The sequence below is a fragment of the Ruegeria sp. AI3 genome, from assembly GCF_056541245.1.
The window spans coordinates 38123-58087 of sequence record NZ_JBQFYA010000001.1; the positions used below are offsets into that span (position 1 = coordinate 38123).

A 19965-nucleotide genomic window follows, 5' to 3' on the forward strand; every position below is an offset into this window, starting at 1 on the left:
ATGTTTCGTCGCACATTGATGGGCGCTGCCGCCGCCGTTGCACTTGCCATGCCGATCAAGGCTCAGGCTGCTGACATCGTTGACACCGCCGTATCTGCGGGATCGTTCACCACACTGGTCGCAGCCGTTCAGGCCGCCGGTCTGGTCGACACTTTGAAGGGCAACGGCCCGTTCACCGTATTCGCTCCGACGGATGAGGCCTTTGCTGCACTGCCCGAAGGCACGGTGGAAAGCCTGCTGCTGCCGGAAAACAAGGACAAACTGGTTGAGATTCTGACCTACCACGTTGTGCCTGCCAAAGTGATGTCGGGTGATATCGCTGGCAAGCGCGCGAAGGTTCTGACCGTTCAGGGCGATCGCCTGAGCGTCAACGCTAAAAATGGCGTCCGCGTGAATGGCGCTGATGTGGTGCAGGCCGACATCGAAGCTAGCAATGGCGTTATCCATGTGGTCGATGAGGTTATTCTGCCTGAATAACTTTGGCACCCCGCCAAACAAAAAGCCCCGGTCCTGATGGCCGGGGCTTTGCTGTTCCTCGGTTTTGAACCTCAGACCAAACGTACCTGCGTACCGATTTGGACCAGCGGGTACAGCTCTTCCACATGTTGGTTGTAAAGGCCGATACAGCCGGAGGAACTCTGCCGTCCGATCTTGCGGGTGTCGTGGGTTCCATGGACCAGATAAGCTGGCCAGCCCAGATACATCGCGCGCGTGCCCAGCGGGTTGCCGGGGTCACCACCCTCCATCCGAACAGGCAATGACGGATCGCGTTCCCGCATTGAGGCGGTCGGTGTCCATGTCGGGTTTTCGGCTTTGCGGACAACCTTGGTGTAACCGCGTCTGGTCAGCTCTTCACTCATCGGAACCGAGCTGGGATACAGTTTATACGTCCCGTCCGGTCCCCAATAGTGAACCGCGCGGCTGGTGATGTCGGCCAGCAGGCAGCCCGCACCCAGCTGATCAAAATGGTCTTGCCAGTTCTGCTGCGAGAAGGACGAGACATTTCGGCGTACCGGCAGTTGCGTGCTGATCGCGTCTTCGCTTTGCGGGAACGCATCGGAACTTTGCGCGCGGACGATGGCAGGTGTGGCCAGAACGGATGCAGCCCCCAAAAGGGCCGAACGGCGAGTCATGTTGGATTTGGACAAGGCGACCTCCGGAGGTTCTATCTGCTCGAAAATATAGTTGCGCCGAAAATATTTGCCAGGCTCGCAAATAGCCAGCCTCTACAGTTTGAATTTATCGTGAGATTCCGGGTTTTGGAGGGTCTTGGCGGAACCCTGCCAATGAAAAACCCGGCCAGAGCGGCCGGGTTTGAACAGATTTGGTTTTGGATCAGTCCATCGCTTTGAAGTTGAACTCGCCACCTTCCTTGATGCCCGACGGCCAGCGGGCCGTGACAGTCTTGGTGCGAGTGTAGAACTTGAAGCTGTCTGGGCCGTGCTGGTTCAGGTCACCGAACATGGATTTCTTCCAGCCGCCAAAGGTGTGGTAGGCCAGCGGAACCGGGATCGGGACGTTGATGCCAACCATGCCGATGTTGATCCGGCTGGCGAAGTCACGTGCAGTGTCACCATCGCGCGTGAAGATCGCGGTGCCGTTGCCGTATTCGTGGTCCATCGCCAGACCGATTGCCTCTTCGTAGGAGCCTGCGCGAACGGTCGACAGGACCGGGCCGAAGATTTCCTGCTTGTAGATATCCATGTCAGGCATCACGTGGTCGAACAGGTGCGGGCCGACGAAGAAACCGTCTTCATAGCCCTGCAGGCTGAAATCGCGGTTGTCGACGACCAGCTTCGCGCCTTGCTCAACACCCGAGTTGATTAGGCTGAGGATACGCTCTTTTGCAGCTCCGGTCACAACGGGTCCCATATCCACGTCGTCTCCGGCTGTGTAGGGGCCGACTTTCAGCTTTTCGACGCGCGGGATCAGCTTCTCGATCAGACGGTCTGCGGTTTCTTCGCCCACAGGAACGGCAACCGAGATTGCCATGCAGCGTTCGCCCGCCGCGCCGAAACCTGCGCCGACCAGCGCGTCTGCGGCTTGATCCAGATCCGCGTCGGGCATGACGATCATGTGGTTCTTGGCACCACCGAAGCACTGCGCGCGTTTGCCGTTTGCCGTTGCGCGGCTGTAGATGTATTGCGCGATCGGGGTCGAGCCCACAAAGCTGACGCCCTGAATGATTTCGCTGTCCAGGATGGTGTCCACGGCCTCTTTGTCGCCATTGACGACCTGGAAGACGCCCTTGGGCAGACCGGCCTCAATGAACAGCTCGGCAAGCATCAGCGGAACGGAGGGGTCACGCTCGGACGGCTTCAGAACCACGGCGTTGCCGCAGGCCAGCGCCGGACCAACGTGCCACAGAGGCATCATCGCCGGGAAGTTGAACGGCATGATCGAACCGACAACACCCAAAGGCTGGCGCATCGAGTACATGTCGATACCCGGACCTGCGCTGTCGGTGAACTCACCTTTCAGCATTTGCGGTGCGCCGATGCAGTATTCGATCACCTCCAGGCCACGCTGCAGGTCGCCCTTGGCGTCGGGGATGGTCTTGCCATGCTCACGGCTCAGCGCTTCGGCCAGTTTGTCCATGTCGCGGTTCATCAGGCCGACCATGGCCATCATGACGCGCGCGCGTTTCTGCGGGTTGGTCGCGCCCCACGCGGGTTGCGCGGCCGAGGCGGATTCGATCGCGGCGGTGGTTTCGGCCGCACTTGCCATTGGGCATTTGTACTGAACTTCACCCGTTGCCGGGTTGAAAACGTCATCAAAGCGACCCGAGGTTCCGGCCACGTTCTCGCCATTGATGAAATGAGTCAGATCTTGCATTGCAAACTCCTCCGATATGTTTGCGCGCAGAATAGGCTTGCAGAAATAACCTGAACAGAGGCAATGTCTCAAAAGAGCTTTGCAAAAATGCAAGGGGTGGGGCGGGATGACGCCAAATTGGGATGATATGCGCGTTTTTCTTGCCGTCGCGCGTGAGGAAAGCCTGTCGTCAGCGGGGCGGATTCTCAAGATTGACCCCGCTACCGTTGGCCGGAGGATCGCCCGGTTAGAAGGCAGTCTGGACGCGCAGCTGTTCACTAAGTCGCAACAAGGCTACATTTTAACAACCGCCGGAGAACGCCTGCTGGATCACGGTCTGCAAGCCGAAGAGGCGATGCGCGCTGCCGCTGGCGCAGTGGTTGGGTCGACCGAGTCGCTGAGTGGTCAGATTCGGATTGGTGCTCCGGATGGTTCGGCAAACTACCTTTTGCCTCAAGTCTGCGCGAAGATAAGCGACGCGAATCCGGATTTGGACATTCAAATTCTTGCTTTGCCGAGGATCATCAACTTGTCGCGGCGTGAGGCGGATATGGCTGTCACGGTCAGCTCTCCGACCGCAGGCAAACTGCTGGTGCAAAAAGTCAGCGACTACAAACTGCATCTGGTTGCGGCGCAGAATTATCTGGACCGACGCGGCCCGATATGCACGGTCGAGGATCTCAAAGCCCACCGTTTGATCGGCTATATCCCTGATATGATTTTTGATCGTGAGTTAGATTACCTCAACGATCTGGGGATCGACCGGGTGGCGCTTGCATCGAACTCGGTACCTGTTCAGCTGCGTAAGGCGGCGCTTGGGGCGGGGATCTGCGTTGCGCATGACTTCACGCTTCCGTTTCATCCGAACCTGCGCAGGTTGTTGACCGATCAGGTCAGTCTGACCCGCAGCTTTCATCTGGTGCGGCATCAAGGCGATCAGCGAAACGAACGCCTCAACCGCTTTGCGCAGGCATTGACCCGTGGGATTCGCGACGAAGTTGCACGGCTTGAGGCGGAAGCCGGAACTTGACACACATGACCATTCCGGCAACGCTTTGGAAAACAGTACGTTATTGCCGGAGGTTTTTTTATGCTCGTTCAAGCCATTCTGACATCCAAAGCCACCGATGAGGTGGTGACCGTCGCTCCATCCGCGACTGTGTCCGAGGCGGCGAAGATTCTGGCGGAAAGACGCATCGGTACAGTTGTTGTCTCAGAGGACGGAGGCAGCACGGCCGTCGGTATCCTGTCCGAACGCGACATCGTCCGAGAACTGGCGGCCAGCGGCAGCGGGTGCCTGAACCAATCGGTCGATAGCTATATGACCAAGGACCTGATCACTGCGACACGACAGGAATCGGTCGAAGATATTCTGGCACGCATGACCGAAGGCCGGTTCCGCCACATGCCGATTGTCGAGGATGGCAAGCTTGTCGGCATCGTCACCCTCGGGGACGTAGTCAAGGCGCAACTGACCGAGCTTGCAATGGAAAAAGACGCCCTGCAGGGCATGATCATGGGGCATTGAGGGGGGGGCAGGGCATAACGCCCTCTTGCACCTGCAGCATGATTGTGTTTGCTGTCGCCGAGTTTTTTGAACGCAGGAGAGCGTGATGCGGGTTGGCCTTTATCCCGGAACTTTTGACCCGATCACCTTGGGGCATATCGACATCATCCGTCGAGCCTCGGCGCTGGTGGACAAGCTGGTGATCGGCGTGGCCATCAACCGCGACAAAGGGCCTTTGTTTTCACTGGAAGAACGTGTTGCCATGATCGAGGCGGAATGCGCGCATCTGTCAGAACAGACGGGGACCCAGATCGTGGCGCATCCGTTCGAGAACTTGCTGATCGACTGCGCGCGGGATGTGGGCGCGCAGGTTATCGTGCGTGGGTTGCGGGCCGTCGCGGATTTTGAGTATGAATTCCAGATGGTTGGCATGAACCGGGCTCTGGACGATTCCATCGAGACCGTGTTCCTGATGGCCGAAGCGCGGCATCAGGCCATTGCATCGAAACTGGTGAAAGAGATCGCGCGTTTAGGCGGGGACGTGTCGAAATTCGTCACGCCCCGCGTGAATGTGGCCCTTAAAGAGCGGTTAGGATAACGCGCCCATCGCGGCGGCTGTGTCCAGCATCCGGTTCGAGAAGCCCCATTCGTTGTCATACCATGCCAGCACGCGCACCAGCGTGCCATCAGTGACCTTGGTCTCAGCCAGCGACACGGTCGAGCTATGCGCGTCGTGGTTGAAATCGATCGAGATCAGCGGACGGTTTTCCGCGGCCAGAACGCCAGGGATTTTGGCAGCGGCCTCAACAAACAGGGCGTTGACCTCTTCCTCGGTCGTCGGGCGCGAAACCTCGGCCACCAGATCAACCACCGAGACATTCGGCGTCGGCACACGGATCGCCTGACCGGTCAGCTTACCCGCCAACTGCGGCAGAACCAGCCCAACAGCTGCGGCAGCGCCGGTGGTTGTCGGGATCATCGACAAAGCCGCCGCGCGCGACAGGTACGGGTCTTTGCCCGCAGTGTCATGCACTGGCTGGCTTGCGGTATAGGCGTGAACGGTGGTCATGTTGCCGTGCACGATCCCCAATCCGGCATCCAGCGCCGCAGCAACAGGCGACAGGCAGTTGGTGGTGCATGAGGCATTCGACACGATCGTGTCCTCAGCGGTCAGTTCGGAGTCGTTCACCCCAAATACGATCGTCTTGACGCCGCCGTCTCCACGGGCCGGGGCCGAGATCAGAACCTTCTTGGAGCCGTTCTTCAGGTGACGTTCAGCCGCTTCCCGGGTCCGGAATACGCCAGTGCATTCCAGTACAACATCGACATCCGACCAGTCCAACGCTTCGGGATCGCGTTCGCTGGTCAGACGGATCGGACCCGCGCCGACGTCGAGGCCGGCCTCGGACAGCGTGACGGGCTTGGAGTAGCGGCCATGAACACTGTCAAACTCGAACAGATGGGCGTTCATTTCCGGCTTGGCCAGATCGTTGATCGCAACGATTTCAACGTCGGTCCGTCCCGACTCCATAACCGCGCGCAAAACGCCGCGCCCGATACGTCCAAATCCGTTAATGGCCAGTTTAAGTGTCATGTCCTGCTCCGTCAGAGTCTCTGCTCGAAATGAGTTAGCGCTAACAAAGCGAGATCGGCGAGAAAGTCAAGTAAAACCTTGCTCAGCGCCAGAAGGCGAGCCAGTCGAGAAAGTCGTAAAGTTTCTTGCCGAGGAACAGAAAATGCTCAGTTCCGAACAGGGCATAGTCCAGCATGATTGCGCCAAGGATCAGCAGCGCCAGCCAGATGGCGATTTGATTTGTCATGAGGGCCCCGAACAAAAACGCCCGCTCAGATAACCTGAGCGGGCGAAGCTGTTCAAGCGATCATGGGAAAATCAGTTAAGGCGTCCCATGGCGACGGCGACATCGGCCATACGAACCGAGAAGCCCCATTCATTGTCATACCACGCCAACACGCGGACCATGCGGTTGTCGACCACGCGGGTCTGATCCGGTGCGAAGATCGAGCTTTCCTCGGTATGGTTGAAATCTGTCGAGACCAGCGGCGCGGGCTCATAGCCCAGAACGCGTTGCATCGGGCCTTTGGCAGCTTCTTCAACGATTGCGTTGACCTCTTCAACGGTCACGTCGCGCGAGGCTCGGAAGCTCAGGTCTACGGCCGAAACATTCGGAGTAGGGACGCGGATCGCCGAGCCGTCCAGACGACCTTTCAAGTTGGGCAGAACCTCGCCCAAGGCAGCCGCCGCGCCGGTCGAGGTCGGGATCATCGACATCGCCGCCGCGCGGGCACGGTACAGGTCGCTATGACGACGGTCCAGTGTCGGCTGGTCGCCAGTATAGGCATGGATGGTGGTCATGATACCGTGTTCAATGCCAACACCTTCGTCCAGAACCTTGGCAAGCGGAGCAAGGCAGTTGGTGGTGCAGGAGCCGTTCGAGACCATGTTGTCATTCGCGGTCAGCGTGTTGTGGTTCACGCCGAACACGATGGTCTTGTCGACATTCTTGCCGGGGGCCGACAGAAGAACCTTTCGCGCGCCGCGATCGAGGTGGGTTTTTGCCTTGGTGCCGTCGTTGAACTTGCCGGTGCATTCCAGAACGACGTCGCAGCCTTCCCAATCCAGTTCGTTCATGTCGTAGGTCGAGAACATCTGCATCGGGCCTCGGCCCAGATCCATGGTGTCGCCTTCGATCGAAACTTCGCGCGGGAAACGGCCGTGAATGCTGTCATATTTCAGCAGATGCGCCGATGTTTCGAGCGGGCCGGTGGCGTTGACTTTGATCACTTCGATGTCGTTGCGGCCCGAGGCGGCAATGTGCGACAGGGTACAGCGGCCAATGCGGCCAAAACCATTGATACCGACCTTGATGGTCATGTGACGTCTCCAAATGCGCTTGCGTTTGAGGCCATATAGCCTTGAAACCGGAATCTCAAAAGGGCAAAAGCGGCATATTTTTAAGGTGTTAGCGCAAACCTGGGCAGATTGCGCTAACGCTTGCGCTAGCTGTTGGATCGGGTAGGGTCCGTTTGCGGCAGGTGACAGGAAAGGACACGCGATGAGCGGACTGTTGGCCCTTTTGGATGATGTGGCGGGGATCGCCAAAGTGGCTGCGGCCTCGGTGGATGATGTCGTGGCGGCTGCTGGCAAGGCAGGGGCCAAAACTGCTGGGGTGATTATCGACGACGCTGCGGTTACGCCGAAATACGTACAGGGCTTCGCGCCCGCGCGTGAGTTGCCGATCATTTGGCGTATTGCCCGTGGGTCGGTTTTCAACAAACTCATTCTGCTACTACCAGTCGCCTTGTTGCTTGCGAATTTCGCGCCTTGGCTGATTACACCTCTGCTGATGCTGGGCGGGTCATATCTGTGTTTCGAAGGGGCCGAGAAGATATTCCACGTTCTGTTCCCACATGGTAGCCACGCCATTGAAAAGGACATGGATGTACGCGATCCGGGCCACCTTGAAGAACAGAAGGTCAAAGGTGCGATCAAGACGGATTTCATCCTGTCGGCTGAGATCATGACCATTGCGCTGGCGGCGATTGAGGCTCCGAATGTGTGGATGCAGGCGGCGACTTTGGCTGTTGTTGGGCTGGGGGTGACGGTGGCCGTCTATGGCTCGGTCGCTTTGATCGTGAAGATGGACGATGTCGGGCTGTATCTGGCCAGAAACGCTCCGACGCCGGTGGGTCGAGGTCTGGGGCGCGGGTTGGTCAAGGCCATGCCCACGGTAATGAAAACCCTGTCGATCGTCGGAACGGCGGCCATGCTGTGGGTGGGCGGGTCCATCGTCATCCACGGGATGGAGGTTCTGGGCTTTGGCTGGCTTGGGCATCATATCCATGGCTGGGCTTATGCGGTTGGTCATTCGGTCTCGGCGCAATGGGAGGCCGCGGCGGAGTGGATCGCCAAGGCGACGATGGACGGCATCTTTGGTCTGGCCTGGGGGATGGTCTTGATCCCTCTGGCAACCAAAGTCATCGGGCCCGTGATGGGGGCGTTTTCAGGTTCATCAAAAGACCACTAGGCGGTGACGTTAGGTCCTGCTGGCCTCCCCCTGCGGTCAGATTATCCTCGACGTGCCAATAGCTAAGTGGAGCTCCCATGTCCGAGCCATCCCTGTTCGATGTCCTCAGCGCCGCTGAGGCGCAAGACGATTGCCTCAGCTACCAGGTGCCGCAGAACTGGAAGCAAGGCCGCACAACATTCGGTGGGTTTTCGTCGGCCCTAATGCTGTCAACGGTTTACATTCGGCACAAAGATTTACCGCCCCTCAGATCGGCTCTGGTCAATTTCACGGCGCCGATCAGTGATCCGCCGCAAGTCAGAACGGAAGTTATGCGCGAGGGGCGCAATGTGACGACCATCAACGCTCGTGCCGAAATCGGTGGCAGTGTTGCGGCGCAAGCGACATTTTCCTTTGGCCGCGCGCAAGACAGCCATGTCGCGTTCGACTGCCCTGCCAAACCCGCAGATGCGCCCGAGATGACGGAGTATTATTTCCCCCCAGATTTGCCGCGACCGCCGATACCTTTCCTTGCAAACTTTGAGGTCAGAAAGGTCGAGGGTGAATTGCCTTTCATGGGGGCAGAACGTGGGTATCTGCGCCTTTGGGCCCGACACAACGATCCTCGGATGTGGGACAGGACGGAGGGGTTGATTGCAATCGCTGACCTCCCACCGCCAGCTATCTACCCCACGCTAAAGAAACCCGGACCAAATTCGTCAATGAACTGGATTTTCAACGTGTTGTCCGAGGATATTCAAACACGCGACGGTTGGTTCTTACTGGAGCACCAACTGACCGCAGGCCGCGATGGCTATAGTTCGCAGGTCATGCGCGTTTGGAACACAGAAGGCGATTTGATCGTGGATGGAATGCAATCCGTGATCATCTTCGTGTAAGAAAAAAGCCCCGGCGTGGACCGGGGCTTTTCATTTTGTGGCAGGCTGGATTAGCCCAGAAGTTCTTTGACCTTGGCTACGGTCGCTTCGGCGGTAATGCCGAAATGCTTATATAGCTCACCAGCCGGAGCAGAGGCACCAAAGCTCGACATGCCGATGAAACCTGCCTTGGCTTCGCGACCACGCTCACCCAGCAACCAGCGGTCCCAGCCACCGGCGCGAACGGCAGCTTCGATACCGACGCGGACAGCACCGGCGGGCAGAACGCGTTTGCGGTAAGCTTCGTCTTGTTCGGCGAAAAGCTCCATACACGGCATGGAGACGACGCGGGTGCCGATGCCTTCGGCTTCAAGCATCGCTTTGGCTTCCATCGCCAGCGAAACCTCAGAGCCCGTAGCGATCAGGATTGCCTGACGCTTGCTCTCGGCTTCCGCCAGAACGTAACCACCCTGTGCGGTCAAGTTCTTGGCTTTGTGATCCTTGCGCACGGTCGGCACGCCCTGACGGGTCAGCGACAGGACCGAGGGGCTGTCCTTGAAGGTCAGCGCCAGTTCCCAGGCTTCAGCGGTCTCGACGGTGTCGGCGGGGCGGAACACATAGGTGTTCGGCGTCGCGCGGCTGATTGCCAGATGCTCGACGGGCTGGTGGGTCGGGCCGTCTTCACCCAGACCGATCGAGTCGTGGGTCATCACGAAGACCGACGGGATTTTCATCAGCGCAGCCAGACGCATGGACGGGCGCGCATAGTCGGTGAAGGCCATGAAGGTGCCGCCATAGGGGCGAATACCGCCATGCAGCGCCATACCGTTCATCGCAGCAGCCATGCCGTGCTCACGGATACCGTAGTGGATGTAGCGACCCTTGCGGTTTTCGGGCAGGAACACACCCATATCAGCCGATTTGGTGTTGTTCGAACCGGTCAGGTCAGCCGAGCCGCCGACGGTCTCGGTCATGATCGGGTTCACAACGTTCAGAACCTTTTCGGACGAGGCGCGGGTGGCCAGCTTGGGCTGATCTTCCGACATCTGTTTCTTGAACGAACGGATCGCACCGGCCAGTTTCTTGGGGGCCTCAAACGCATAGGCGCGGTTGAACTCGGCCTGTTTGCGTTCCGAGATTTGCGCGAAACGCTCTTCCCATTCTGCACGCTCGGCGGCACCACGGGCGCCGATGGCTTCCCAAGCCGATTTCACATTGGCAGGGATTTCGAACGCGTCATGCGGCCAGCCATAGCCTTCTTTGGCGGCCTTCAGCTGCTCCTGGTCTGTCAGCGCGCCATGACCTTTCGAGGTATCCTGTGCGGCGTGACCCAGAGCGATGTGGCTTTTGCAGGCAATCATCGAAGGTTTCTTCGACTTTTTCGCCTGCGTGATAGCCGCGTCGATCGCTTGGGGATCATGGCCGTCGATCTCGATAACATGCCAGCCCGAGGCCGCAAAACGGCGCACCTGATCGGTACGGTCGGCGATATCCACGGTGCCGTCGATGGTGATGTTGTTGTCATCCCAGAAGACGATCAGTTTGCCCAGCTCATGACGACCGGCGAGGGTGATCGCCTCTTGGCTGACGCCCTCCATCAGGCAGCCGTCGCCTGCGATCACGTAGGTGTAGTGATCAACGATCTTCTTGCCGTAATGCGCGCGCTGGATTTCCTCGGCCATGGCAAAGCCCACAGCGTTTGAGATACCCTGACCCAGTGGGCCAGTTGTGGTCTCGATCCCGTCGACCAGGAAGTTCTCCGGGTGACCCGCAGTTTTCGCGCCCAGCTGACGGAAGTTCTTGATCTCGTCCAGCGTCACATCCGCGTGGCCGGTGAGATAAAGCAGCGAATAGATCAGCATCGATCCGTGACCCGCCGACAGAATGAACCGGTCGCGGTCCGGCCAGTTCGGAGCCGAGGCGTCGAATTTCAGGTGCTTTTCGAACAGGACGGTCGCAACATCGGCCATGCCCATCGGCATACCGGAATGGCCGGAATTGGCGGCAGCGACGGCGTCAAGGGTCAGGGTGCGGATGGCCGCAGCTTTGTCCCAGTGTTCGGGGTTTGCATTGCGCAGCGCAGTCAGGTCCACGGGCGTTGTTCCTTTGGGTTTGAAGCAGATTGCGCGCTCAATAGCATTCAGCCCTCAAAGTGCAAGCAGAACCGGGCGAAACAAGGTCGCACCGCTTGAAGAGAGCTGTCCAAGCCTTTGAAACCAAACAGTGGGTATTTTCCCTCACATTCCGCTAGACTGGGCCCAAGCGGAACCGATTCTTGATTCGGACGGTTCGGCAACAGAATGAACCTTGGTTAAGAGGTGACAGGGGCATGAGCCAGATTGAAGAGTTACAGCAACGCATTCTTGCTGCGATGGAGCGAATTGGCACGGGCGTGACAGCCCTGCAAAGCGCACCCGCGGGCGATGCAGATCATGGCTTGCAAGCAGCGCTGGATGATGAGCGTGTTGCCAACGCGCAGCTGCAAGAGCGCCTGACCTCGTTGAAGGAACGCCACGAGCAGGAAGTTGACGGTATGCGCGCCGATATGGAGGCGCTGCGTGCTGCTCCAGAGCCTACGGCCGATGTGGACGCACTGCGGGCTGAGTTGGCCGAAGCCGCAACCAAGCTTTCTGCGGTCGAGGCTGCGCGAGCCGAACTGGCTGAGGCGAAGGCGGCACTGGAAAACACCGAGGAACTGGACGCTCTGAAAGCCGAGAACGCGCAATTGCGGGCCGATCTGGAAGGTAGCGAAGACCCGGCAACGCTGCGGGCCGAGATTGAAGAGATGAGGGCTGCTATTTTGCGGGCTGGAGACATTGAGGCCGAAAATAACCGTTTGCGGGCCGAATTGGCCGATAGCGAAAGGGTGGCCGAGCTGAACGCGGAGCTGGAGATGTTGAGGGCCGAGCGTGCAAGCCACGGGGCTGCCATGTCACGTCTTGATGACGACCTGCAGAGAATGCGGCAGGCGAACGAGCAACTCCGCAATTCTGTCGATGCCCTACGCGCTGCGGCGCAAGAGGGTGTTCAAGATGCAGAGCTGTTGAATCAGGCGACTGTAGCGGAGTTGGAAGCAACACGCGCTGCCCAAGCGACCGATGCGGCCGAGGCACGGGCTGTTCTGGCGCGCCTTGAGCCTCTGCTATCGCAGGCGAAACTGGCAGAAGGTGAGGTTGAGTAATGCCCGAAGTGACCATTCATATCGGCGGGCGCGGGTTTGACGTGTCTTGTCAGGACGGGGAAGAAAGTTTTCTGCAGGCCGCCGCGAAAATGCTGGATGACGAAGCGCAGGTGCTTTCGGATCAGATTGGGCGTATGCCCGAATCCCGCATGTTGTTGATGGCCGGTCTAATGTTGGCGGATAAAACAGCCGCGACTGATGACAAAGTCAAAGCGCTTGAGGCGAAGCTGGCCGAAACTGAGGCCGAGCTTCAAACGCTACGCAGCGCGCCTGCACCCGAACCCGAACGGATCGAGGTCGCTGTCGTGCCGCCTTCGGTTACGGATACACTGGCCGAATTGGCCGCACGGGCCGAAGCCCTGGCATCAGACATCGAGGAAAAAACAAAATGAAACGAGCATGCGGCTTGATTTGCGGGGCCGTGGCCCTTGTATGTGCGTCCAAGGCATTGGCCGAGATCGACATACTGACGGTGACCTTCAACTGCGAGAACGGTATTCCGCTACCAGTGACCTATTTCAACGCATCGGACGGTTCAGGCGCCGCGGCAACGATGGTCGACAATTCTCTGGTCGCGATGCGTCAGGTCGAGAGCGGTTCGGGCATTCGGTACGAATCCGTGGATACGAACGGAACCTATATCCTGCGATCAAAAGGGTGGAATGCCACGGTGAGCTTCCTGGCGACAAACGCCGCCAGTGAACAGGTCATTTTTCAGGATTGCTCCAGCCGTTAAGGCCGGATTAGGCATTGGCCTCACGGATTTTGTCGGCTGCGTCCTTGTTGTAGCCGACACCGTTTTCATCAAACAGAGTGTCCAATTCACCCGAAAGGGTCATTTCGGTGATGATATCGCAGCCACCGACAAACTCGCCTTTGACATAAAGCTGCGGCACGGTCGGCCAGTCCGAATAGTCCTTGATGCCTTGACGGACTGCTTCGTCGGCCAGAACATTCACATCGGCATAGTCCACGCCCATGTAGTTCAGCACACCTGCCACACGGGATGAGAAACCGCACTGAGGCATCTCTTTGGTGCCTTTCATATAGAGCACCACGTCATTGGCTTTGACGGTTTCGTCGATCTGGGTCTTCACGTCGGTCATTTCGCGTTTCCTTTGCTCTTCGGCATCATAGCTTTGGCGTAATCTTGCGTATCCTTGGGGATATGGGTCTCTGCCGAGCTAATTGTAGCGTCATGTGATTGATTGGAGGAATATAGGAGGTGTTATCCCTGTCCGGGCGGCGATCCACGCCTCGTCTTGCGCCCAGTCTTTGAGTTGTTCCGCGCCAACAGCGCGATGAGCAAAACAAAAACGGAAACCGCAATTGAGATTACAATCGCATGTTCCATTTTACTCCGGAACTTTGGTGGTTAGAGCAAGTGCGTGCAGGTCACCGTCCGGGCCGTCCATTTTGCCTTTCAAGGCCGCATAAACAGCGCGCTGTTGCTGGACGCGGTTCTTGCCGCGAAAGCTCTCGTCCACGACCATGGCGGACATGTGAACGCCATCGCTGCCGCCAACCTGAATTTCCGCGTTGGGAAAGCTCTCGCGCAGCAGGGTTTCAATCTCGTGGGCGCTCATCGGCATGTAGGCTTACTCCTGAAGGTCTTTCCCAAGATGTAGAGCGATGGGAAGGCGCGTGCAAGATGTGGAAGGTCTTTCACATATGCAAATCCCGCACCGATCAGGGTGCGGGGCTATTGGTTTGTAGAAAGAGTAGTGTGATCAGGCGACCGCGGTTGCAAAGCTTTGGCGGAAAACCTCAGTCAATTCGGCCAGAGGGGCTTCGGAACTGCCGATCTTTACAGTTTCGCCCGTAAAGCGACCGACTGAGGTCAGGGGAACGCCAGCCTGACCGGCTGCAATCATCAATGCCTCGGCCTGATCAAAGTTGCAGGCGACCAAATAGCGGGCTTGATCTTCGCCGAACAGTACCTCGGTCGAGGCATCGTCGAGGTGAACGCCAACGCCCGCTGCTTCGGCCAGTTCAAACGCGGCAAGCGCTAGGCCACCGTCGCTCAGGTCGGTGCAGGCCTTGATCATCTCGCGATTGGCGCGGATGAAGTCGCCGTTGCGTTTCTCGGCCTCAAGATCCACGTGGGGCGCATCGCCTTCTTCGCGGTTGAACACCTCGGCCAGAAGGGCGGATTGGCCCAGATGGCCTTTGGTTTCACCGATCACGAGGGCCACGTGACCTTCGCGCACCTCGTTTCCGATGATCTCATCGGTGTGGTTGAGCAGGCCAACGGCGCCAATGGTAGGGGTCGGCAGGATCGCCTGACCGTCGGTCTCGTTGTAAAGCGAGACGTTGCCAGACACGATGGGCACATCCAGCGCGCCAACGGCGGCTCCGATGCCTTGGATTGCACCTACGAACTGGCCCATGATCTCGGGTTTTTCCGGGTTGCCGAAGTTCAGGTTGTCGGTTGTGGCCAGTGGTTTGGCCCCGACAGCGGTCAGGTTGCGATAAGCCTCGGCTACCGCTTGCTTGCCGCCTTCGACCGGGTTGGCGCGGACATAGCGCGGCGTCACATCCGAGGTGAAAGCCAGTACCTTGTCGGTACCGTGAACACGCACCATACCGGCACCCAGACCCGGGGTGCGGGCGCTGTCGGCCATAACCATGGTGTCATACTGCTCATAGACCCACTGCTTGCCCGCATAGTTGGGCGAAGAGAGCAGGGCACGCAGACCATCAATCGGGTCGATCTGCGGGACGTCGGCCAATTCCTCAGCCTCGGGTGTCGCGACCCATGGGCGGTCATATTCCGGCGCGGTCGACGAGAGTTTCGACAGGACCAGATCAGCCTTCACCTCGCCATTGTGCATGATCAGGAAGCGGTCTTCGGCGATGGTTTCTCCGACGATGGCAAAGTCGAGGTCCCACTTTTCGAACACGGCCCGAGCTTCAGCCTCAAGCTCGGGTTTCAGAACCATCAACATGCGTTCCTGAGACTCGGACAGCATCATCTCATAGGCTGTCATGTTCTCTTCGCGCTGCGGTACGTTTTCGAGGTCCAGACGGACACCCAGACCACCTTTGTCGCCCATCTCAACGGCCGAGCAGGTCAGGCCTGCCGCGCCCATGTCCTGGATCGAAATCACGGCGCCGGTTTTCATCAGCTCCAGCGTCGCCTCCATGAGGCGCTTTTCAGTAAAGGGGTCGCCGACCTGAACGGTGGGACGTTTCTCTTCGATGGTATCGTCGAACTCGGCCGAGGCCATGGTCGCACCGCCAACACCGTCACGTCCCGTTTTGGCACCGAGGTACACGACTGGCATTCCGACGCCAGAGGCCGCCGAGTAGAAGATTTTATCGCTGTCTGCCAAACCTGCCGCGAAGGCGTTCACAAGACAGTTGCCGTTGTAGGCCGGGTGGAAGCGGACCTCGCCACCGACGCAGGGCACGCCGAAGCAGTTGCCGTAGCCGCCGATACCTTCGACCACGCCGTTGACCAGCTGGCGGGTCTTGTGGTGGCCGGGCTCACCAAAGGACAGGGCGTTCATCGAGGCGATCGGGCGCGCGCCCATGGTGAAGACGTCGCGCAGAATGCCGCCAACGCCGGTTGCCGCACCCTGATAGGGTTCGATGTAAGACGGGTGGTTGTGGCTTTCCATCTTGAAAACAACTGCTTGCCCGTCGCCGATATCGACCACGCCCGCATTCTCACCCGGGCCGCAGATCACCTGAGGGCCGGATGTAGGCAGGGTGCGCAGCCATTTCTTGGAGGATTTATAAGAGCAATGCTCGTTCCACATAGCCGAGAAAATGCCAAGCTCGGTGAATGTCGGCTCACGCCCGATGATCTCGAGGATCATGTCGTATTCCTCGGGCTTCAACCCGTGGGCGGCAATCAGATCAGGTGTGATGGCTGGCTCTTGCATCCTGTTTCGGTCCCCGAGATGGCAATGTTTGGCGCCTTTTAGGGGAAGGGACCGCCGGGGGGAAGAGAAAAGGCACTTTCCGCGCGCTGTCCTGTTGCAAACCGGACAAAGGTGCAAATTGTGCGGATCGTACAGAGCCTCAAATGAGGTACCGGCACGCGACAGAGACAGCCGCGTGCCGGGTGAGTTTACTTCTGTTGGTCTTGTTGCTGCGCTTGCTGCGCGACCGCTCCAGCGGCGGCGCCAACGGCTGCTTTCTGGTCTTCACTCAGGTGTTCAGCGTCATCCAGACCGGGGATGGCAACGCGCACTTCGCGGCGGGCGAAGTCAATTCCGTTCTCCTTGAAGGCGGCCTTGACGCGGTTGAAGATCTCTTTGCGCAACGTGAACTGCTTGCCGGGTTTGGCCATAAACTTGCCCCGGATAATCATGCCGACATCGTCAAAGTCGAACACGCCCTGAGACTTGAACGGCTGAAGGAAGCCATCCTTGTGGGTCTCGTCCTCCATCATCTCGGCGCCGATCTTCTTAAAGATCTTCTTCACCTTGTTGGGATCGGTGTCGAAAGGCACGGTGAACTTCAGCTTCATGATGACCCAGTCGCGGCTGTAGTTAGTCAGCTTCTGAATCTCACCATAGGGAATGGTGTGCACCGGCCCGCGATGGTGACGCAGCTGCATCGAGCGGATCGAGATCTTCTCGACCGTGCCGGTGGTGCCACCCACATCGACATACTCACCCACGCGGAAGGCATCGTCGATCAGGAAGAAAATGCCGCCAACGATGTCAGACACCAGTTTTTGCGCACCGAAACCGATGGCCAGACCCAGGATACCAGCACCAGCCAGAAGCGGTGTGATGTCGAGCCCAAGGGCGCCTAAGGCCAGCAAAACGAAGATCACGGCAATCGCCACCTGAGCCGTTACCCGCAGCAGCGGCAAAACCGTTGCAAGACGCGAGCCACCAGCACCGCCGCCTTCGCCGGCTTCTTCGTCCGGGCTTTGCGCGGCGGTCATCTCTTTCGCCAGTCGGCGGTTGATCCAGAGCGAGACGACCTCGTTCAGGATGTAGCCCACGGCGATGATGATGAAGAACTGCACCAGTTTGCTGCCGGAATCCGCGTCTCCACCAGCGATTTCCTGCAGATCGAGATCCCAGGCATTGGCGATCATCAAGATGACAAGAATGCCCGCCAGAACCCGACCGATACGGATGTAGCTGCGCTTGGTTGACTTATAGGCGCGTTCAGCCACCGAACCTTCGCCCTGCATCGGCGGTTGCAGATGCCGGACAAGCCCTCGGATCAGTGTGTCGAGCGCCGGGGCGATCAACAGCCAGAACATGGTCGTGAAATGCGCGCCCTGAACCAGCAGAGCCAACGATGCCGGGTTGCGCTGAGCCACCAGGAACTCGACCAGCAGCCAAGTCGCTGCCGAGACCGCGATGGCGAAGTAGGGGTAATAGTGTGCCACTTCCTCGTCGAACTTGGTGTGGTCTGGGTCAGTTCCCAACATCATCTGCGACAGACCTTCACGCGCTTTCCATGCGATCAAGCCAATGTAGATGTGGATGCCTGCGTTCAGCCAGAAGCCGATACGCGTATCATCCCCTGTGATGCCGTTCAGGTTGTTGAAGTGCAGCAGGAACAGGGTGAAACCGATCAGGATCAGCAGCCCGATCAGATTGCGATGCAGATACTTCGCCCAGTGATCGTCGATATTGACCAGACGGAAATGAGGTTTGTTCGGCGCCAGCACAAAGCGCGAGACGGCGGCACCCAGCCGTGGTATCCAGATCAGGTAGAACACAAACGGCCCGGCATATGTGATTTGCTCGGGCGTCAGCAGGCCACGTCCAACCGCGCGGATGACCACGTAGAACACTACAAGCCCTGCGATTTCCCGACAGAAACGACCGAAAAGATAGCGGGCAGCGCCCCAGAGATCGCCTTCGGCTTCGGCCTCGGTCTGGACATGCCAGCGGCGGGTCAGAATCTCGAACAGTTTTTCGGCGATGAAGCCCACAACCAGAACACTAGCAACCAGCCCCATCAAAACCAACGCACCGAATGAGGTGAATGTGGTCGCAAAATTCTTGATGGCGGTGGCTTGCGCGCTGAAGATATTAGGGACGGTCGTTATGACATGCGTCCACGAGGCGACCATTTCGCTCCAGACTTCATTCAACTCGGTAATCGGATCCTCGCGATCCTCTGCAGCGGCTGCGTTTTTCTCTGCCACCGCGTCCAGACGCTCTAACAGGATAGAGCGGACCTGATCATCCGACATACGGGCGACCAGATCGTCCACTTGTTCGGGCGTGAGGTCCTCGGGGATATCGACGGTGGCAGGCGCACTGGAGGTCGACGTGCCCGCAACTTGTGCATGCAGCGGTCCGACCGTTAAAATTAGTGAAAAAATCGCCGCCAGAAGGCGGAGGGGGCTTATCATGGTTCTGTCCTCGAACACGAATTTTTAAACGTTTTTTCGGATCATAGGCAGGTGTCGGAGATTTTCCCAGAAATTTCATCGCTCTGGACGGTGAGATTGGGGAAAACTAAAAAATGAATTTGGGAGAAGCCAAAAAAAAGGCCGAGCACTAAGCTCGGCCATAGTCCAACAGGGAGGTATGAAGATGATGAGCGTTTCAGCATCACCGCCTTCGAGTGCTCATTTAGGGGTCGGTTTGTGAACGTTCAAGAAGTTTTAATCTGATCGTTCAGCATTGCTGCTATGCTGCGAGTGCATAGCTAGAGTTTACCCATCATTTTCAGCTGTTTGCGTTGCGCGATGATCTCGTCCTGAACGAAGTCGCGGAATGCTCCGACCCGCTTGGAATGGCGCAATTCTTCCGGGTAGGCGAGGTAAACGGGAACGTCCGCGTTTTCGATTTCTGATAAGATCGGAACGAGGTGCGGGAAGTCCTGCGTCACGTAGTCGGGCAGGACGCCAATTCCCAAATTGTGCAACACGCCCTGAAGAACGCCGAAATAGTTGTTCACGGTTAGCAAGGACCCCGGATTGAAGGTCATCAGATGGCGCACCATCGCCGCACTTGCGCCCACCTGCGGGGCCGAGGGTGTCTGGCTGATCAGACGGTGTTCCTTGATCTCTTCAAGCGATTTCAGCATTCCGCCATGGGATTCCAGATACTCCTGCGTGGCATAGAGCTTCATCTGAACGGTCATCAGGCGTTTACGGATCAGATCGGCCTGGCTGGGCTCCTTCATGCGGATGGCGACATCGGCCTCACGCATGGGCAGGTCCAGAACACGTTCCTCGAGCATCAGGTCGATGTTCAAATCGGGGTACTGTTCGTAGAGCTTAGGCAGGCGTGGGGCGAGCCACAGGGTGCCGAAGCCGAATGTGGTGGTCACGCGCAGGACGCCGAACACTTCCTCTTCGCTGTCGCGGATGCGCGCGGCGGCGGCGTCCAGACGTTTGGACATGGCCGAGGTTGCATCAAACAGCAACTCACCCTGTTCGGTTAGAATCAGACCGCGTGCGTGGCGGTGGAACAGGGTCGCATCGAGTGATTCTTCCAGCGCGCGGATCTGACGGCTCACGGCGGATTGAGATAAATTGAGCCTGTCCCCCGCATGGGTCAGGCTGCCGGCATCGGCCACCGCGTGAAATATTCTAAGCTTGTCCCAATCCATCGCCGCAACTTT

20 protein-coding genes are annotated in these 19965 nt (G+C 58.3%); 9 read left to right on the plus strand and 11 right to left on the minus strand.

Annotation, left to right across the window (positions count from 1 at the left end; translation table 11 throughout):
* On the plus strand, positions 1 to 477 hold the full coding sequence (locus ACRZ95_RS00200) for a fasciclin domain-containing protein (protein WP_170373597.1): 477 nt from the start codon (positions 1 to 3) through the stop codon (positions 475 to 477).
* A 71-nt stretch (positions 478 to 548) separates the two neighbouring features.
* Here ACRZ95_RS00200 and ACRZ95_RS00205 read toward each other — a convergent pair whose 3' ends face one another.
* Both ACRZ95_RS00205 and ACRZ95_RS00210 read right to left on the minus strand, forming a co-directional pair.
* A complete protein-coding gene (locus ACRZ95_RS00205; protein WP_170676142.1) occupies positions 549 to 1133 on the minus strand; it encodes a L,D-transpeptidase in 585 nt (194 codons plus the stop codon).
* 202 nt (positions 1134 to 1335) lie between these two features.
* A complete protein-coding gene (locus ACRZ95_RS00210) occupies positions 1336 to 2835 on the minus strand; it encodes a CoA-acylating methylmalonate-semialdehyde dehydrogenase (RefSeq protein WP_170675975.1) in 1500 nt (499 codons plus the stop codon).
* Between the two features lie 106 nt (positions 2836 to 2941).
* On the opposite strand from ACRZ95_RS00210, the gene ACRZ95_RS00215 reads away from it, so the two are divergent.
* The 3 genes from ACRZ95_RS00215 to coaD all read left to right on the plus strand — a co-directional run bounded on the left by ACRZ95_RS00215 (position 2942) and on the right by coaD (position 4919).
* Entirely contained in the window at positions 2942 to 3844 is a 903-nt protein-coding gene (locus tag ACRZ95_RS00215) for a LysR family transcriptional regulator (RefSeq protein ID WP_170675976.1), read from the plus strand.
* A 60-nt stretch (positions 3845 to 3904) separates the two neighbouring features.
* A complete protein-coding gene (locus ACRZ95_RS00220; protein ID WP_170659465.1) occupies positions 3905 to 4342 on the plus strand; it encodes a CBS domain-containing protein in 438 nt (145 codons plus the stop codon).
* Between the two features lie 85 nt (positions 4343 to 4427).
* Positions 4428 to 4919 carry a pantetheine-phosphate adenylyltransferase gene (coaD, locus tag ACRZ95_RS00225; protein ID WP_170548987.1) on the plus strand — a complete coding sequence of 164 codons (492 nt, stop codon included), beginning with the start codon at positions 4428 to 4430 and terminating at the stop codon, positions 4917 to 4919.
* Here coaD and gap (ACRZ95_RS00230) read toward each other — a convergent pair.
* From gap (ACRZ95_RS00230) to gap (ACRZ95_RS00240), 3 genes are all read right to left on the minus strand, one after another.
* On the minus strand, positions 4911 to 5915 hold the full coding sequence (gap, locus tag ACRZ95_RS00230) for a type I glyceraldehyde-3-phosphate dehydrogenase (RefSeq protein WP_170675977.1): 1005 nt from the start codon (positions 5913 to 5915) through the stop codon (positions 4911 to 4913). The two genes, coaD and gap (ACRZ95_RS00230), sit on opposite strands and share 9 nt — an antisense overlap.
* Before the next feature lie 82 nt (positions 5916 to 5997).
* Positions 5998 to 6141, minus strand: coding sequence for a hypothetical protein (locus ACRZ95_RS00235; RefSeq protein WP_170458101.1), 144 nt, complete (start codon positions 6139 to 6141; stop codon positions 5998 to 6000).
* Positions 6142 to 6212: 71 nt separating this feature from the next.
* Entirely contained in the window at positions 6213 to 7214 is a 1002-nt protein-coding gene (gap, locus tag ACRZ95_RS00240) for a type I glyceraldehyde-3-phosphate dehydrogenase (protein WP_170467120.1), read from the minus strand.
* A gap of 181 nt (positions 7215 to 7395) precedes the next feature.
* Here gap (ACRZ95_RS00240) and ACRZ95_RS00245 point away from each other — a divergent pair, with 181 nt between their 5' ends.
* Both ACRZ95_RS00245 and ACRZ95_RS00250 read left to right on the plus strand, forming a co-directional pair.
* A complete protein-coding gene (locus ACRZ95_RS00245) occupies positions 7396 to 8367 on the plus strand; it encodes a DUF808 domain-containing protein (protein WP_170675978.1) in 972 nt (323 codons plus the stop codon).
* A 77-nt stretch (positions 8368 to 8444) separates the two neighbouring features.
* A complete protein-coding gene (locus tag ACRZ95_RS00250) occupies positions 8445 to 9245 on the plus strand; it encodes a thioesterase family protein (RefSeq protein WP_170675979.1) in 801 nt (266 codons plus the stop codon).
* A 50-nt stretch (positions 9246 to 9295) separates the two neighbouring features.
* Here ACRZ95_RS00250 and tkt read toward each other — a convergent pair whose 3' ends face one another.
* Positions 9296 to 11317, minus strand: coding sequence for a transketolase (gene tkt, locus ACRZ95_RS00255; protein ID WP_170373607.1), 2022 nt, complete (start codon positions 11315 to 11317; stop codon positions 9296 to 9298).
* A gap of 236 nt (positions 11318 to 11553) precedes the next feature.
* Between tkt and ACRZ95_RS00260 the strand changes: the two genes are divergently transcribed.
* From ACRZ95_RS00260 to ACRZ95_RS00270, 3 genes are read left to right on the plus strand one after another with little or no spacing between them, the layout of a single operon-like run.
* Positions 11554 to 12405 carry a hypothetical protein gene (locus ACRZ95_RS00260; RefSeq protein ID WP_170675980.1) on the plus strand — a complete coding sequence of 284 codons (852 nt, stop codon included), beginning with the start codon at positions 11554 to 11556 and terminating at the stop codon, positions 12403 to 12405.
* Positions 12405 to 12797 (plus strand): cell division protein ZapA, encoded by a 393-nt coding sequence (locus ACRZ95_RS00265; RefSeq protein WP_170638781.1) that lies wholly within the window; start codon positions 12405 to 12407, stop codon positions 12795 to 12797. Before ACRZ95_RS00260 ends, ACRZ95_RS00265 begins: the two co-directional genes overlap by 1 nt.
* On the plus strand, positions 12794 to 13141 hold the full coding sequence (locus ACRZ95_RS00270) for an MliC family protein (RefSeq protein ID WP_170675981.1): 348 nt from the start codon (positions 12794 to 12796) through the stop codon (positions 13139 to 13141). Before ACRZ95_RS00265 ends, ACRZ95_RS00270 begins: the two co-directional genes overlap by 4 nt.
* A gap of 7 nt (positions 13142 to 13148) precedes the next feature.
* Here ACRZ95_RS00270 and grxD read toward each other — a convergent pair whose 3' ends face one another.
* The 5 genes from grxD to ACRZ95_RS00295 all read right to left on the minus strand — a co-directional run bounded on the left by grxD (position 13149) and on the right by ACRZ95_RS00295 (position 19953).
* On the minus strand, positions 13149 to 13511 hold the full coding sequence (grxD, locus tag ACRZ95_RS00275) for a Grx4 family monothiol glutaredoxin (protein ID WP_170458109.1): 363 nt from the start codon (positions 13509 to 13511) through the stop codon (positions 13149 to 13151).
* A 249-nt stretch (positions 13512 to 13760) separates the two neighbouring features.
* Entirely contained in the window at positions 13761 to 13997 is a 237-nt protein-coding gene (locus ACRZ95_RS00280) for a BolA/IbaG family iron-sulfur metabolism protein (protein ID WP_170373612.1), read from the minus strand.
* A 138-nt stretch (positions 13998 to 14135) separates the two neighbouring features.
* Positions 14136 to 16295, minus strand: coding sequence for a phosphoribosylformylglycinamidine synthase subunit PurL (gene purL / locus ACRZ95_RS00285; protein WP_170675982.1), 2160 nt, complete (start codon positions 16293 to 16295; stop codon positions 14136 to 14138).
* 188 nt (positions 16296 to 16483) lie between these two features.
* Complete coding sequence (locus tag ACRZ95_RS00290; protein WP_170675983.1) at positions 16484 to 18745, minus strand: mechanosensitive ion channel family protein; 2262 nt, start codon at positions 18743 to 18745, stop codon at positions 16484 to 16486.
* Positions 18746 to 19044: 299 nt separating this feature from the next.
* Positions 19045 to 19953, minus strand: coding sequence for a LysR family transcriptional regulator (locus tag ACRZ95_RS00295; RefSeq protein ID WP_170373615.1), 909 nt, complete (start codon positions 19951 to 19953; stop codon positions 19045 to 19047).
* Positions 19954 to 19965 lie beyond the last annotated feature (12 nt).

Excerpts from the sequence above, each read along its gene's own strand:
- ACRZ95_RS00200 (WP_170373597.1), top strand. The coding sequence starts at position 1 with ATGTTTCGTCGCACATTGATGGGCGCTGCCGCCGCCGTTGCACTTGCC.
- ACRZ95_RS00205 (WP_170676142.1), bottom strand. The coding sequence starts at position 1,133 with ATGACTCGCCGTTCGGCCCTTTTGGGGGCTGCATCCGTTCTGGCCACA.
- ACRZ95_RS00210 (WP_170675975.1), bottom strand. The coding sequence starts at position 2,835 with ATGCAAGATCTGACTCATTTCATCAATGGCGAGAACGTGGCCGGAACC.
- ACRZ95_RS00215 (WP_170675976.1), top strand. The coding sequence starts at position 2,942 with ATGACGCCAAATTGGGATGATATGCGCGTTTTTCTTGCCGTCGCGCGT.
- ACRZ95_RS00220 (WP_170659465.1), top strand. The coding sequence starts at position 3,905 with ATGCTCGTTCAAGCCATTCTGACATCCAAAGCCACCGATGAGGTGGTG.
- coaD (WP_170548987.1), top strand. The coding sequence starts at position 4,428 with ATGCGGGTTGGCCTTTATCCCGGAACTTTTGACCCGATCACCTTGGGG.
- gap (WP_170675977.1), bottom strand. The coding sequence starts at position 5,915 with ATGACACTTAAACTGGCCATTAACGGATTTGGACGTATCGGGCGCGGC.
- ACRZ95_RS00235 (WP_170458101.1), bottom strand. The coding sequence starts at position 6,141 with ATGACAAATCAAATCGCCATCTGGCTGGCGCTGCTGATCCTTGGCGCA.
- gap (WP_170467120.1), bottom strand. The coding sequence starts at position 7,214 with ATGACCATCAAGGTCGGTATCAATGGTTTTGGCCGCATTGGCCGCTGT.
- ACRZ95_RS00245 (WP_170675978.1), top strand. The coding sequence starts at position 7,396 with ATGAGCGGACTGTTGGCCCTTTTGGATGATGTGGCGGGGATCGCCAAA.
- ACRZ95_RS00250 (WP_170675979.1), top strand. The coding sequence starts at position 8,445 with ATGTCCGAGCCATCCCTGTTCGATGTCCTCAGCGCCGCTGAGGCGCAA.
- ACRZ95_RS00260 (WP_170675980.1), top strand. The coding sequence starts at position 11,554 with ATGAGCCAGATTGAAGAGTTACAGCAACGCATTCTTGCTGCGATGGAG.
- ACRZ95_RS00265 (WP_170638781.1), top strand. The coding sequence starts at position 12,405 with ATGCCCGAAGTGACCATTCATATCGGCGGGCGCGGGTTTGACGTGTCT.
- ACRZ95_RS00270 (WP_170675981.1), top strand. The coding sequence starts at position 12,794 with ATGAAACGAGCATGCGGCTTGATTTGCGGGGCCGTGGCCCTTGTATGT.
- grxD (WP_170458109.1), bottom strand. The coding sequence starts at position 13,511 with ATGACCGACGTGAAGACCCAGATCGACGAAACCGTCAAAGCCAATGAC.
- ACRZ95_RS00280 (WP_170373612.1), bottom strand. The coding sequence starts at position 13,997 with ATGCCGATGAGCGCCCACGAGATTGAAACCCTGCTGCGCGAGAGCTTT.
- purL (WP_170675982.1), bottom strand. The coding sequence starts at position 16,295 with ATGCAAGAGCCAGCCATCACACCTGATCTGATTGCCGCCCACGGGTTG.
- ACRZ95_RS00290 (WP_170675983.1), bottom strand. The coding sequence starts at position 18,745 with ATGATAAGCCCCCTCCGCCTTCTGGCGGCGATTTTTTCACTAATTTTA.
- ACRZ95_RS00295 (WP_170373615.1), bottom strand. The coding sequence starts at position 19,953 with ATGGATTGGGACAAGCTTAGAATATTTCACGCGGTGGCCGATGCCGGC.